Origin of the sequence: Streptomyces sp. NPDC051662, from assembly GCF_040681655.1 — a bacterium.
Lineage (GTDB): Bacteria > Actinomycetota > Actinomycetes > Streptomycetales > Streptomycetaceae > Streptomyces.
The window spans coordinates 345970-359297 of the sequence record NZ_JBFAZD010000002.1 but is presented as its reverse complement, the minus strand read 5'-3'; the positions used below and the strand labels follow the sequence as shown (position 1 = coordinate 359297).

Annotated in this window: 12 protein-coding genes; 7 read left to right on the top strand and 5 right to left on the bottom strand. The window is 70.1% G+C overall.

Features of this window, described 5'->3' with window-relative positions; genetic code table 11:
• Positions 1–103 precede the first annotated feature (103 nt).
• From AB0M67_RS04290 to AB0M67_RS04275, 4 genes are all read left to right on the top strand, one after another.
• Positions 104–817 carry a lysophospholipid acyltransferase family protein gene (locus AB0M67_RS04290; protein ID WP_365742430.1) on the top strand — a complete coding sequence of 238 codons (714 nt, stop codon included), beginning with the start codon at positions 104–106 and terminating at the stop codon, positions 815–817.
• A gap of 81 nt (positions 818–898) precedes the next feature.
• Positions 899–2080, top strand: a complete 1182-nt coding sequence (locus AB0M67_RS04285; RefSeq protein WP_365742428.1) for a DUF5931 domain-containing protein — start codon at positions 899–901, stop codon at positions 2078–2080.
• Positions 2077–2751, top strand: a complete 675-nt coding sequence (locus AB0M67_RS04280) for a response regulator transcription factor (protein ID WP_365742426.1) — start codon at positions 2077–2079, stop codon at positions 2749–2751. Before AB0M67_RS04285 ends, AB0M67_RS04280 begins: the two co-directional genes overlap by 4 nt.
• 145 nt (positions 2752–2896) lie before the next feature.
• A complete protein-coding gene (locus tag AB0M67_RS04275; protein ID WP_365742424.1) occupies positions 2897–3925 on the top strand; it encodes a 6-phosphofructokinase in 1029 nt (342 codons plus the stop codon).
• Between the two features lie 62 nt (positions 3926–3987).
• Here AB0M67_RS04275 and AB0M67_RS04270 read toward each other — a convergent pair whose 3' ends face one another.
• A complete protein-coding gene (locus AB0M67_RS04270; RefSeq protein WP_365742422.1) occupies positions 3988–5901 on the bottom strand; it encodes an anthranilate synthase family protein in 1914 nt (637 codons plus the stop codon).
• A gap of 274 nt (positions 5902–6175) precedes the next feature.
• On the opposite strand from AB0M67_RS04270, the gene AB0M67_RS04265 reads away from it, so the two are divergent.
• Together AB0M67_RS04265 and AB0M67_RS04260 are read left to right on the top strand one after the other, a co-directional pair.
• Positions 6176–7528 (top strand): class II 3-deoxy-7-phosphoheptulonate synthase, encoded by a 1353-nt coding sequence (locus AB0M67_RS04265; RefSeq protein ID WP_365742420.1) that lies wholly within the window; start codon positions 6176–6178, stop codon positions 7526–7528.
• A gap of 158 nt (positions 7529–7686) precedes the next feature.
• A complete protein-coding gene (locus AB0M67_RS04260; protein WP_365742418.1) occupies positions 7687–7953 on the top strand; it encodes a (2Fe-2S)-binding protein in 267 nt (88 codons plus the stop codon).
• Positions 7954–7968: 15 nt separating this feature from the next.
• On the opposite strand, the gene bfr is transcribed toward AB0M67_RS04260, so the two are convergent.
• On the bottom strand, positions 7969–8448 hold the full coding sequence (gene bfr, locus AB0M67_RS04255) for a bacterioferritin (protein WP_365742416.1): 480 nt from the start codon (positions 8446–8448) through the stop codon (positions 7969–7971).
• Between the two features lie 156 nt (positions 8449–8604).
• On the opposite strand from bfr, the gene AB0M67_RS04250 reads away from it, so the two are divergent.
• Entirely contained in the window at positions 8605–9237 is a 633-nt protein-coding gene (locus tag AB0M67_RS04250) for a sulfite oxidase-like oxidoreductase (RefSeq protein ID WP_365742414.1), read from the top strand.
• Between the two features lie 15 nt (positions 9238–9252).
• Here the strand turns inward: AB0M67_RS04250 and AB0M67_RS04245 are convergent, their stop codons facing one another.
• From AB0M67_RS04245 to AB0M67_RS04235, 3 genes are all read right to left on the bottom strand, one after another.
• Positions 9253–10107, bottom strand: coding sequence for a deoxyribonuclease IV (locus AB0M67_RS04245; protein WP_365742412.1), 855 nt, complete (start codon positions 10105–10107; stop codon positions 9253–9255).
• Between the two features lie 4 nt (positions 10108–10111).
• Positions 10112–12016, bottom strand: coding sequence for a Stk1 family PASTA domain-containing Ser/Thr kinase (gene pknB, locus AB0M67_RS04240; RefSeq protein WP_365742410.1), 1905 nt, complete (start codon positions 12014–12016; stop codon positions 10112–10114).
• A 511-nt stretch (positions 12017–12527) separates the two neighbouring features.
• Positions 12528–13325, bottom strand: coding sequence for a thiazole synthase (locus tag AB0M67_RS04235; RefSeq protein ID WP_365742408.1), 798 nt, complete (start codon positions 13323–13325; stop codon positions 12528–12530).
• Between the last annotated feature and the right edge of the window lie 3 nt (positions 13326–13328).

Genomic DNA, 13328 nt, shown 5'->3' with positions numbered 1-13328 from the left:
GCGACCGGACCGACACCGACCAGATCCGTCGGGCACCCATGAAGGAGAGCCCGGGGGCCCCACGGGTTAAGGTCGGTGCGACAGCACACAGGAGGCATTCGAGTTGATCTACGGCGCCATGAAGTTCTCCATCGGAGGGTCACTGAAGCTTGCCTTCAGGCCCTGGGTGGAGGGCTTGGAGAACATTCCCGCCGACGGTCCGGCGATCCTCGCGAGCAACCATCTCTCGTTCTCCGACTCGTTCTTCCTCCCGGCGGTGCTCGACCGCAAGGTCACCTTTATCGCCAAGGCCGAGTACTTCACCTCGCCCGGAGTCAAGGGCAAGCTCACCGCCGCGTTCTTCAAGGGCGTGGGACAGCTGCCGGTGGACCGCTCGGGCGCGCGCGGCGCGGGCGAGGCCGCGATCCAGAGCGGCATCAAGGTCCTGGCGAACGGTGAACTCTTCGGTATCTACCCGGAGGGCACCCGCTCGCCCGACGGCCGTCTGTACCGCGGCAAGCCCGGCGGCCTCGCGCGCGTGGCGCTCGCCTCCGGTGCGCCGGTCATCCCGGTCGCCATGATCGACACGGAGAAGATCCAGCCGCCCGGCAAGGTCGTCCCGAAGCTGATGCGCCCGGGGATCAGGATCGGCGAGCCACTGGACTTCACCCGCTATCAGGGTATGGAGGGCGACCGGTTCATCCTGCGGTCGGTCACCGACCAGGTGATGTACGAGATCATGAAGCTCTCGGGCCAGGAGTATGTCGACATCTACGCGACGGCGGCCAAACGCCAACTCGCCGAAGCGGCGAAGGCGGCGGGCACCGGCGAGGAGTGAGCCGTACCGGCGGGGAGTGAGCCGTACCGGCCGGGGGCGGCCGGAGGCGAACGGGCCGCTGAGGAACGAACAGGGGGGCGAGTGGCCAGGCGCGAGCGTGTCATACGGATGTCCGTGGAGCAGCCGCTGTGGCGTGCGCTGACCGCGTACCGCGTGCTGACCATGGTCTACGCGGTCCTGATCTTCCTCTTCCAGCGCGAACGCTTCGAACGCCCCTGGATCGCCGCCTGTTTCCTCGCGTTCCTGGCCGTATGGACGCTCGCCACGCTGCCCAGAGTGGCGAACGCCGCCAGCTGCACCAAGCGCTTCCTGGTCGCCGATCTGACCGTCGCGGTCACCGGCATCCTGCTCACGCCGCTCGCCGACACCCACGCCCAGCGGGTCGACGGCCCCACCCTGCCGTCGATATGGGCCGCGGGCGCGGTCCTCGCCTTCGCCATCAAGGGCGGCTGGCGCTGGGCCGCGGTCGCCTCCTCCGTCGTCGCCGTCGCCAACCTCGTCGAGCGTGCGCACCCCAGCCGGGACACCCTCCACAATGTCCTGCTCGTGTGGGTCGCCTCCATCGCCATCGGCTACGTCGTCGAGGTGGCCCGCGCCTCCGAACGCACCCTCGCCCGCGCCCTGGAGATCGAGGCCGCGACCCGCGAGCGCGAGCGGCTGGCCCGTGACATCCACGACAGCGTCCTACAGGTGCTCGCGATGGTGCAGCGGCGCGGTACGGCGCTGGGCGGTGAGGCCGCCGAACTGGGCCGGCTGGCGGGGGAACAGGAGATCGCCCTGCGCACCCTGGTCTCCAGCGGCCTCGTGCCCGCCTCCCGCGCGGCTCAGGACACGGTGGTCCGTACGGCAGGGGAGGACGACGAGCCGTGCGACCTGCGCACGCTCCTCGCGCCGTACGCCGGTTCACGGATCACCTTCTCGGAACCGGGCGCTCCGGTACTGCTGCCGTCGGCCGCCGCCAAGGAACTGGCGGCGGCTGTCAGTGCCGCCCTGGACAATGTCCGTGGACACGCGGGCACCGACGCCCATGCCTGGATCCTGGTCGAGGAGTGGCCGGACGAAGTGATCGTGACCGTACGGGACGACGGCCCCGGCATCCCGGAGGGCCGGCTCGCCCAGGCCGAGGGGGAGGGCCGGCTCGGCGTCGCCCTCTCGATCCGTGGCCGGCTGCGGGATCTGGGCGGCACGGCCGAGCTGATCTCGGTGCCGGGACAGGGCACGGAAGTCGAGTTGAAGGTTCCACGGGGAGAGACGCGGAGATGAGTGAACAGACCGACCCGATCAGGGTGATGGTGGTCGACGACCATCCGATGTGGCGTGACGCCGTCGCCCGCGATCTGGAGGCGGCCGGCTTCGAGGTGGTCGCGACCGCCGAGGACGGCCCGCAGGCGGTGCGCCGCGCGAAGGCCACCACCCCGCGGGTGCTCGTCCTCGATCTCAATCTGCCCGGTATGCCGGGCGTTCAGGTCTGCAAGGAGTTGGTCGGCTCCCATCCAGGACTCCGCGTCCTGGTGCTCTCCGCCAGCGGTGAGCACGCCGATGTCCTGGAGGCGGTGAAGTCCGGCGCCACCGGCTATCTGCTCAAGTCGGCCCGTACGGAAGACCTGATCGACGCCGTACACCGCACCGCCGTCGGCGACCCGGTCTTCACCCCGGGCCTCGCGGGCCTGGTGCTGGGGGAGTACCGCAGACTCGCCTCCGAGCCCGCGCCCGCCGCCCCCGACGAGCCCAAGGCGCCCGAACTGACCGAGCGCGAGACCGAAGTGCTGCGGCTGGTCGCCAAGGGCCTCTCGTACAAACAGATCGCCGAACGCCTGGTCATCTCGCACCGCACCGTGCAGAACCATGTGCAGAACACCCTCGGCAAGCTCCAGCTCCACAACCGCGTCGAGCTGGTGCGCTACGCCATCGAACGCGGTCTCGACGACATCTGAGCGGCCCGCCCCCGGAGAATCCCTCCACAAGCCTCCATCCGCCCTCTGGTGTAACGCAATTGACCCTGCGCACCATGCCGGAGTGACCTGAGTCACCCTTCCTGTGGCCCGGGTACCCGATCGATGGCGAAGGGGAGTGTTTTCCATGCGCGTCGGAGTACTGACCGGGGGCGGCGACTGTCCCGGGCTCAACGCGGTCATCCGCGGCATCGTACGCAAGGGTGTCCAGGAATACGGCTACGAATTCACGGGGTTCAGGGACGGCTGGCGAGGACCGCTGGACGACGACACCCTACGGCTCGACATCCCCGTGGTGCGTGGCATCCTGCCCCGCGGCGGCACCATCCTCGGCTCCTCACGCACCAACCCCCTCAAGGTCGAGGACGGCGTCCGCCGTATCAGGGAGACGCTGGCCGCGCACCATGTCGACGCGCTGATAGTGATCGGCGGCGAGGACACGCTCGGGGTGGCGGCCCAGCTCTCCGACGCTCATGGCATCCCCTGCGTCGGCGTACCCAAGACGATCGACAACGACCTCTCGGCCACGGACTACACCTTCGGCTTCGACACCGCGGTCGGTATCGCCACCGAGGCCATCGACCGGCTGCACACCACCGCCGAATCCCATATGCGTGTCCTGGTCTGCGAGGTGATGGGCCGTCACGCGGGCTGGATCGCCCTGCACTCGGGCCTGGCCGGCGGCGCGAACGTCATCCTGATACCGGAGCAGCGCTTCGACGTCGACCAGGTCTGCGCCTGGGTCACCTCCCGGTTCAAGGCCTCGTACGCCCCGATCGTCGTCGTCGCGGAGGGCGCGATGCCGAAGGACGGCGATCTGGTCCTCAAGGACGGCACGCTGGACTCCTTCGGCCATGTCCGGCTGTCGGGCGTCGGCGAATGGCTGGCCAAGGAGATCGAGCGGCGCACCGGCAAGGAGGCCAGGACGACGGTGCTCGGCCACATACAACGGGGCGGCACCCCGAGCGCCTTCGACCGCTGGCTGGCCACCCGCTTCGGTCTGCACGCGATCGAGGCGGTACGCGACGGCGACTACGGCAAGATGGTCGCCCTGCGCGGCACGGACATCGTCCGCGTCCCTATCTCCGAGGCCACGGCCCAGCTCAAGACGGTGCGGCCGGAGCTGTACGAAGAGGCCGGCGTCTTCTTCGGCTGATCTCCGTTCGCCTCCGGGGGCCGTGGTCCGCAGCCCACCGCGGCCACGGCCCCCCTCACACCTCACCCCACGTCGACGACGCCCCGCCCGACGGCCATCGCCCCCGCGAGCAGCCCCGCCAGCACTTCCGGACCGTTCAGCGTCAGCACCGACTCCGGATGGAACTGCACCGAGGCGAAACCACCGCCCCTCAGCGCGTACACCTCCCCGCTCGCCGCGTCCCGGCTCACCTCCACCCCGTGCGCCGCCAGCTCCCGCGCCGCCGCGTCGTCGCACCGCGCGGTGAAGCTGTTGTAGAAGCCGACGGTCTCCGCCCGGCCGAACAGGTCGATCCGGGTCTGCGCGCCCTGATACGGGACGCTCTTGCGTACGGTCTCCAGGCCCAGCTCGGCCGCGATCAGCTCATGCCCGAGACAGACCCCGAGCAGCCCGTTCCGCCGCTCCCGGATCAGGCCGGCCGCCAGCCCGCGCAGCGAACGCATCTTGGGATCCGTCCTGTCCCCCGGATCACCCGGTCCCGGCCCCAGCACCACGGGCCCCTCGTGCGCGAGCACATCCGCGCGCAGCCCCGGCTCGTCGTAGCGGCGCACCGTCACCGTCAGACCGGACGAGCGCAGCACATACGCCAGCATCGCGGTGAAGGTGTCCTCGCCGTCGATGACCAGCGCGTGCCCGGTGAGCGTCGCGGACGCGGCCCGCATCCTCAGCCAGAACGGCGCGAGATCCGCGCGCCGCGCGTCCAGTGCGGCCCGCACCCTCGGGTCGTCGGCGAGCCGCGGGCGCGCGGACTCCTCGCGCGGCCGGCCCGGCCGTACGCCGAGGGCCGCGAGCACCCCCGCCGCCTTGGCGTGGGTCTCGGCGATCTCGCTCTCCGGGCGCGAATGCCGTACGAGCGTCGCCCCGACCGGTACCCGCAGCCCGCCGTCGCGGTCGATGTCGGCGGTACGGATCAGGATGGGGGAGTCGAGCGTCCGCGCCCCGCCGGCGTCCCGCCCGATGAGCGCGAGCGCGCCGCCGTAGTAGCCGCGCCCGCCGGCCTCATGGCGTTCGATGACCCGGCAGGCGTTCTGCACCGGCGAGCCGGTGACCGTCGCCGCGAACATCGTCTCCCTCAGCACCTCGCGCACATCGAGCGACGACCGGCCGCGCAACTCGTACTCGGTGTGCGCGAGATGGGCCATCTCCTTGAGCCGGGGGCCGATCACCACCCCGCCCCGGTCGCCGACGGCGCACATCATCTTCAGCTCCTCGTCGACGACCATGGAGAGTTCCTCCGTCTCCTTGCGGTCGCCGAGGAACTCCAGCAGCGCTTCCGGGGACGGGCCCTGCGGCGGATAGCGGAAGGTCCCGCTGATCGGATTCATCACGACGGTCCCGCCGCTCATCCGGACATGGACCTCGGGGCTGGCGCCGACCAGGGTGCGTTCGCCGGTGTGGACGAGGAACGTCCAGTACGCGCCGCGCTCACCGGTGAGCAGCCGCCGGAAGAGGGCGAGCGCGTCGGCCCGCCCGAAACCGGGGACACGGCCCTCGAAGGTCCGCCGGATGACGAAGTTCGCGCCCTCGCCCTGTCCGATCTCGTCCTCGATCACCCGCCGTACGATCTCCGCGTACGACTCGTCGTCGATGTCGAACGCGCCGTCCTCGACCCGTACGTCATGGGCGGGCAGCCGGGCGAGGAGCTCCGCGAGCGGCAGTTCGTAGGTCTCGTCCGCGACCAGCACGGCCAGCGGGGTCCCGTCGTCCCGTACGTCGAAGCCGCGCTCCCTGATCTGCCGGAACGGCACCAGCGCGAGCGAGGGCCCCGTGGCACCGTCCGGCAGCTCGGCCAGCCGGTCGGCTTCGTGTACGGCTCCGATCAGCAGCTCCACGACGTCGTGGTCCCGGCCGGGTGTGCGGCGGCGGAGCAGGGCGAAGGGCGGGCAGTCGTCGTCCAGGAGCCGGGCGACCAGCGTCCGGGGTGTTCCGTCGGTCATCTGCGGTGTTCCTTCCGAGTGGAGGGGGAGGAACGGCCCGCTTCTCCGGTCCGAACCCCGGACCCGGAAAACACCGAAGGCCGCCCCTCGGGCGGCCTTCGCGATTCGTGGTGCGCGCGTGAATCAGTGGGCCGCCGAGCGAGCGGTCCACCACCAGGTCTGCTGGGAATGCGCGAACATGGCCGGAACCCTAGCGCATCCGCCCCACGAGCCTCGCGTTCCATACTGTGAGCGCCGCCTGTACCACGGCGCGCGACCACGTAATCTGGAGCGCGTGACAGTGAATGCTGAGAACCCCGCCGCCCATGTGCCCTCCTGGCAAGATCTTCCCGCTGCCCAGCAGCCGGAGTATCCGGACCAGGAAGCCCTGCGCGAGGTCGTGGCCGAGCTGGGGACCTATCCTCCGCTCGTCTTCGCCGGCGAGTGCGACCAGCTGCGCGCCCGGATGGGAGCCGTCGCCAAGGGCGAGGCGTTCCTGCTCCAGGGCGGCGACTGCGCCGAGGCGTTCGACGCCGTCTCCGCGGATCACATCCGCAACAAGCTGAAGACGCTTCTCCAGATGGGCGCCGTCCTCACCTACGCGGCCTCCGTGCCGGTGGTGAAGGTCGGCCGGATCGCCGGGCAGTACTCGAAGCCGCGCTCCAAGGGCACCGAGACCCGCGACGGCGTGACACTGCCGACATACCGCGGCGACTCCGTCAACGGTTTCGACTTCAACGAGAAAGCCCGGATCCCGGACCCCGAGCGGCTCAAGCGGATGTACCACGCGTCCGCCGCCACGCTCAATCTGGTCCGCGCCTTCACCACCGGCGGCTACGCCGATCTGCGCCAGGTCCACGCCTGGAACCAGGACTTCGTGAAGTCGTCCCCGTCGGGCCAGCGTTACGAGCAGCTCGCCCGCGAGATCGACAACGCGCTGAACTTCATGAAGGCCGCGGGCACCGACCCGGCGGAGTTCCGCACGGTCGAGTTCTTCTCCTCGCACGAGGCGCTGCTGCTGGACTACGAGTCGGCGCTGACCAGGATCGACTCCCGTACCGGCCGGCTGTACGACGTCTCCGGCCATATGGTCTGGATCGGTGAGCGCACCCGCCAGCTGGACGGCGCGCACATCGAGTTCGCCTCGAAGATCAACAACCCGATCGGGATCAAGCTCGGTCCGACGACGACGGTCGACGAGGCGCTCACCTACATCGACCGGCTCGACCCCGACCGCGAGCCCGGCCGGCTGACCTTCATCGTCCGGATGGGCGCCGACAAGGTCAGGGACAAGCTCCCCGAGCTGGTCGAGAAGGTCACGGCCTCCGGCGCCACGGTGGCGTGGGTGACCGACCCGATGCACGGCAACACCTTCGAGGCGGCCTCCGGCCACAAGACCCGCCGCTTCGACGATGTGCTCGACGAGGTCAAGGGCTTCTTCGAGGTCCACAAGGGCCTCGGCACCCACCCGGGCGGTATCCATGTGGAGCTGACCGGCGACGATGTCACCGAGTGCGTGGGCGGCGGCGACGAGATCTTCGTCGACGATCTGCACCAGCGCTACGAGACGGCCTGCGACCCGCGGCTCAATCGCAGCCAGTCGCTCGACCTGGCCTTCCTGGTCGCCGAGATGTACCGCGACCAGTAGGAACGCCGCGGGCCGGAACGCCACGAAGGGGCACGGATCGATGTGATCCGTGCCCCATCGGTGTTTCCCGGGCTTTTGCGTGGCGGAGGTGGCAGGTAAGGTTAGGTTAGCCTCACCTCGAATCCGGGGGTGGCCCGAACCAGCGACCCCTCCGGGAGGTGAACCGCGTGTACGTCTGCTCGTGCTTCGGCATCACCGAAACACAGGTGAAGGAACACGCGGCCGCCGGGGCGTGCACCCCCCGCCAGATCGCGTCGGTCAGCAAGGCCGGCACCGACTGCGGATCGTGCGTACGCCGTATCCAGTCCCTTCTCGGCCGAGGCGGCTGCCCCCGCCGCGACCTGCTCGACCAGGGCGCTCCCGCGCTCGTGGAACTCGACGTGTCGGAGAGCACGGCCCCGCCCGCGCTGCGGAACGCCGCCTGACCCGGGCGACAGGGCCTAGCTGTCGGGCTGCTCGATCTGCTGGGAGATATAGAGCGGCTCACCGAGCTTCTCGATCAGCTCCAGCTGGGTTTCGAGATAGTCGATGTGGTGCTCCTCGTCCTTGAGGATCGATTCGAAGATCCGCTTCGAGGTGTGATCGGCCTTGTTCCGCATGACTTCGATTCCGCGTTTCAGCCGGTCGACGGCCTCGACCTCGATTTCCAGGTCCGCCCGGAACATCTCGGTCACCGTCTGCCCGACCCGCACATGGAAAAGCCGCTGGTAGTTCGGCAGCCCCTCCAGAAAGAGCAGCCGGTCGGTGAGCAGCTCGGCGTGCCTCATCTCGTCGAACGACTCGGCCCGGGTGTATTTCGCGAGCTTGTACCACCCGTTGTTCTCCTGCATTTTGCTGTGCAGGAAGTATTGATTGATGGCGGTCAGTTCGGCGGTCAGCTGCTCATTGAGGAATTCGATGACCTCGGGGTCGCCCTGCATCGCAGAGGCTCCTTCCAGGCATGTGGCGGGGGCAGAATGCGCGCATCCTCGCACCGTCACCGGGGGCCGTCCAGTAAGTCCACACTTAGCATGGGTTGCCCGATTGATTCCGAACCTGGTCATGACCACCCCTCGCGGTCTGTCACCATGGAAGGCATGGGTCAGCCGGAAAGCCGGGAACGTCAAGAGCCGGAACAGTCCGAGCTACCACCGGGCCAGCGTCTGCAGCGCGGCTGGCCGGTGACCCATTACGGGCCCGTACCGAAATTCCGGCAGGAACGCTGGGAGTTCCGGGTCTTCGGAGCCACCGCCGACGGCGACAAGCACTGCTGGAATCACGAGGAGTTCTCGGCACTGCCGTTCTCCACGGTCGTGGGCGATCTGCACTGCGTCACGAAGTTCAGCATGGTGGGGGCCGAATGGGGCGGGGTCCCGGCGCGTACGGTCGTGGAACTCGCACCGCCGGCGCCGAGCGTCACCCATGTCATGGTCTGGGCCGAGTACGGCTTCAGCTCCAATCTGCGGCTCGCCGACTTCCTCTCGGACCGGACGATATTCGCCACCCACAAGGACGGCGAACTCCTCACCGCCGAGCACGGCTTCCCCGTGCGTCTCGTCGTACCGCATCTGTACGCCTGGAAGGGGCCCAAGTGGGTCCGGGGCGTCGAGTACATGACCGCCGACCGCCGTGGTTTCTGGGAGGAGCGCGGCTATCACAACGTCGGCGACCCCTGGGCCGAGCAGCGCTACTCCTACCAGGAGCTCCCGGGAGACGGCCCGGAGCTGTAGGGACGGGCCCCCGCGTCAGCCGTCGCGCAGCTTCTTCAGCCGCGCCACATCCGCCGCGTGCCCCTCCTTGCCGCCCGGAGTCTCGATCACCAGCGGAACGTTCTCGGTCGCCGGATGCGAGAACAGCTCCCGGAACGGCTCCTCGCCGATGTGTCCCGCGCCGATGTTCTCGTGACGGTCCTTGTGCGCGCCCGCCACCTCCTTGGAGTCATTGGCGTGGATCAGCTTGAGCCGCCCCTCACCGACCGTCTCCACCAGCAGATCCAGCGTCTGCCGCATCCCGTGCGGTCCCGACAGATCGTGCCCGGCCGCGAAGATATGGCAGGTGTCCAGACAGATGCCCAGCTTGGGGTGGGCGTCGAGCGCCTCGAAGTACGGGCCGAAGTCCCAGGTCCGCGAGCAGAGCGAGAAGCCCTGTCCCGCCGTCGACTCCAGCAGCAGGAACGGATCGTCGTCATGGGTCAGCTCGTCGAGAAGCGGCAGCATCAGCTCCCGTACCTGCGCGAGCGCCACGGCGCGCGGCCGTCCGCCGGTCGCCGAGCCCGTATGCACGACCACACCCAGCGCGCCGATCTCCCGGCCCCTGCGCAGGCTGTGCCGCAGGGACTCCACCGACTTCTCGGCGGTCGCCTCCGTGTGCGAGCCGAAGTTGATCAGATACGGCGCGTGCACATACGCCGGGATGCCCTCCGCCGCGCACCGCGCGCGGAACAGCTCGTCCTGCGTCGGATTGCCCGGGGGCGTCGCCCAGCCGCGCGGATTGGCCGCGAACACCTGGACGGTCTCGGCGTCCAGCTCACGCGCGTAGGCCAGGCCGGTCGAGGCGAGGCCGCCGGCCACGGGGACATGGCCGCCGACAGGGTTGCGCATACTTCTAGAGCCCCTTGGTCGTGATGGTGATGGAGCTGCCCTCGGGGGCCTGCCGGCCGCCCTCGACCGACTGCTTGCCCACGGTGTCCCCCAGGAAGGGGAAGCCCCGGTCGACGGTGACCTCGAAGCCCGCCTCTTCCAGCAGCCGCGTGGCCTCGTCGGTCTTCTTGCCGGTGACATCGGGTACGGAGATCATCCGCGGCCCCTTGGAGACCGTCAGCGTGACCGTCTCGCCCCGGGCCAGCTGGGCACCCTCGGCGGCGGACTGCCGGGCGACCGACCCCGCGTCCTCGTCGGAGTTCACCCGCTCCGCCGCGACCTTGACCTTGAGCCCCTCGCCCTCCAGCTCCGAGGTGGCGTCCTCAACGGACTCACCGGTCACATCGGGGACATCGACCGGGCTGCCCTTGCTCACCAGGAGCGCGACCCCGGAATCCGGCCGTACCTCGCTCCCGGACGCCGGGGTCGAACCGATCACGGCGCCCTGCCGGATGTTGTCGTCGAACTCTCGTGTGACGACCCCGGCCGCCAGCCCGGCGTTCTTCAGCGCCCGCCGGGCCTCGCCCAGCGGCATGCTCTCCAGATCCGGGACCTTGACGATCTCCGGGCCGCGCGAGATCACGATCGTCACCGAGCCATTGCCGCGGATACGCGCGCGGGGCTCGGGGTCGCTGCCCATGACCGTGCCGCGGTCGAAGGCGTCGCTGAAGTCCCTGGTGACCCTCACCTCAAGGCCCGCGTCGGCGAGCCGCTTCCTCGCCTCCTGCTCGCTCCGGCCGAGCACCGAGGGGACGTGCGTGAACTGTCCGGAATTGATGTACCAGACACCCGTACCGATACCGAGCACCAGCAGTACGGCGACCACCGCCGCGACGACGCCCCGCCGGGGCATGACGAACCGGCGGCCCGCCGGAGGCGCCGTCTCCAGCCGGCTGGTGCGGTTCGGCGTCTCGTCCTCCTCCTCGACGGGCCGGATGCGCGGAATCACCGTCGTACGGCTGAGGGCGTCGGCCCCGTCGGCCGGCTCGGGCCTGGCCCGCGGCGGTACGGCGTCCAACTGCGCGTCGGTCAGCGCGGCCCGTGCCTCCCGCGCCATCGCGAGCAGCGCCACCGCGTCGGCGGGCCGCGTCTCGGGGTTACGGGCGGTCGCCGCCGCGACCAGTTCGTCCAGCTCGACGGCGAGCCCCGGCACGGCGGCCGACGGCGCGGGCACGTCCTCGTTCAGATGCCGGTAGAGCACCTGCGCGGGGGTGTCCCCGCCATGCGGCTTGGCACCGGTCAGCATCTCGTGGAGGACGACCCCGCAGGCGTACACATCGACGCGGGCGTCCGACGCGCCGTCCTCGATCTGCTCGGGCGCCAGATACGACACCGTTCCGAGGACGCTCCCGGTGGTGTTCGTGACATCGCCGACCGCCCGCACGAGTCCGAAGTCGGCGACCTTGACCCGGCCGTCGTCCCCTATCAGCACGTTCTCCGGCTTCATGTCCCGGTGCACGAACCCCGCGCGGTGCGCGGCCCCCAGCGCGGCCAGCACCGGCTCCAGAATGTCCAGCGCGGCCCGCGGCCGAAGCGCCCCACGCTCCCGCACGACATCGCGCAGCGTGCACCCCGCGACATACTCCATCGCCAGATAGACGTACGCGCCCTCGGCGCCCTGGTCGAAGACCGCGACGACATTGGGATGCGCCAGCCGGGCCACCGACTTGGCCTCGCGGATGAAGCGCTCGACGAAGGTGACGTCGGCGGCGAGGGCGGGGTGCATCACCTTGAGGGCGAGGACCCGGTCGAGCCGGGTGTCGACGGCCCGGTAGACCGTGGCCATACCGCCCACAGCGATCCGCGCGTCCACGCGGTAGCGGCCGTCGAGCACGCGCCCGACGATGGGGTCTTTGAGGCTCGTATCCACGCGCCCGAGTCTACGATCTGCGGGGAGCGGTTTCCGGGGTGCGTTTCGGCTGGGGCCGGTTTTCGGGTGCGGGTGGTTGCCGGTGGTCGCTCCGGGCTCGCATCCGGGACTGCATGATTTACGGCGCGCAGCAGCCGGACGTCTAGATGCGGGCGTTCGCGCGCCACAAATCACGCTCTACGTCCCGGACACGACCCCTGCGCGCCCCCCTTCACCGCCCGTCACGGACTGGCCCGGTCGTGCGCGAGGCGGACCACCGGGGGAGGGGGTCGGGGTCGTAGGAGGTGCGTGTCCGGACACTAAAGCGTGATTTGTGGCGCACGGACGCCCGAACCATCGACTGGGCGGAGTCGCGCCGTAAATCATGCCGTCCGGACATGTACCTCCGGAGGCCCCGGCCCCCGGCACCACAACGCACCCCGCGCCGAAGGCGCACCGCACCCCGCCCCCCGCCGGACGGCGCACCGCGCCGAAGGCGCACCGAACCCCCCGCCGGGAGGCGCCCCCGCCTCTAGGGGAACGCCGGCCTCTCCCTGTCCAGTGACGCCACCCCCTCCACCGGCGACGACGCCCAAGCGATCCGCCGCCGCGGCATCCGGCCCGCCCGCCACGCCAGCCGGCCCGCCGATACCGCGTACCGCATCGCCTCCGCCATCAGTACCGGCTCCCGCGCCCGCGTCACCGCCGACGCCAGCATCACCGCCGCGCATCCCAGCTCCATCGCCAGCGACGCGTCCGACGCCGTACCCGCCCCCGCGTCCAGGATCACCGGCACCCCCGCCCGCTCCACGATCAACTCGAAGTTGTGCGGGTTGCGGATGCCGAGCCCGGAGCCGATCGGCGAGCCCAGCGGCATGATCGCCGCGCACCCCACGTCCTCCAGCTTCGCGGCGAGCACGGGGTCGTCATTGGTGTACGGCAGGACGGTGAAGCCGTCGTCGACCAGGGTCTCCGCCGCGTCGAGCAGTTCGATGGGGTCGGGCAGCAGCGTGCGCTCGTCCGCGACGACCTCCAGCTTGATCCAGTCCGTACCGAGCGCCTCGCGGGCGAGCCGCGCCGTGAGTACCGCCTCGCCGGCGGTGAAGCAGCCCGCCGTGTTGGGCAGCGCGCGGATGCCCAGCGAGTCGAGTACGGACAGGACGGAGCCGTGTACCGCGGGATCGATGCGGCGCATCGCGACCGTGGTGAGTTCGGTACCGGAGGCGATCAGGGACCGTTCCAGCACGTCGAGGCTGGGCGCGCCGCCCGTGCCCATGATCAGCCTGGAGGCGAACGTGGTGGAGCCGATGGTCAGCGGATCGTCGGCCATGGT

Coding starts and splice junctions, on each gene's coding strand:
- AB0M67_RS04280 (WP_365742426.1), top strand. CDS start 2,077: ATGAGTGAACAGACCGACCCGATCAGGGTGATGGTGGTCGACGACCAT.
- AB0M67_RS04275 (WP_365742424.1), top strand. CDS start 2,897: ATGCGCGTCGGAGTACTGACCGGGGGCGGCGACTGTCCCGGGCTCAAC.
- AB0M67_RS04270 (WP_365742422.1), bottom strand. CDS start 5,901: ATGACCGACGGAACACCCCGGACGCTGGTCGCCCGGCTCCTGGACGAC.
- bfr (WP_365742416.1), bottom strand. CDS start 8,448: ATGCAGGGCGACCCCGAGGTCATCGAATTCCTCAATGAGCAGCTGACC.
- AB0M67_RS04250 (WP_365742414.1), top strand. CDS start 8,605: ATGGGTCAGCCGGAAAGCCGGGAACGTCAAGAGCCGGAACAGTCCGAG.
- AB0M67_RS04245 (WP_365742412.1), bottom strand. CDS start 10,107: ATGCGCAACCCTGTCGGCGGCCATGTCCCCGTGGCCGGCGGCCTCGCC.
- AB0M67_RS04235 (WP_365742408.1), bottom strand. CDS start 13,325: ATGGCCGACGATCCGCTGACCATCGGCTCCACCACGTTCGCCTCCAGG.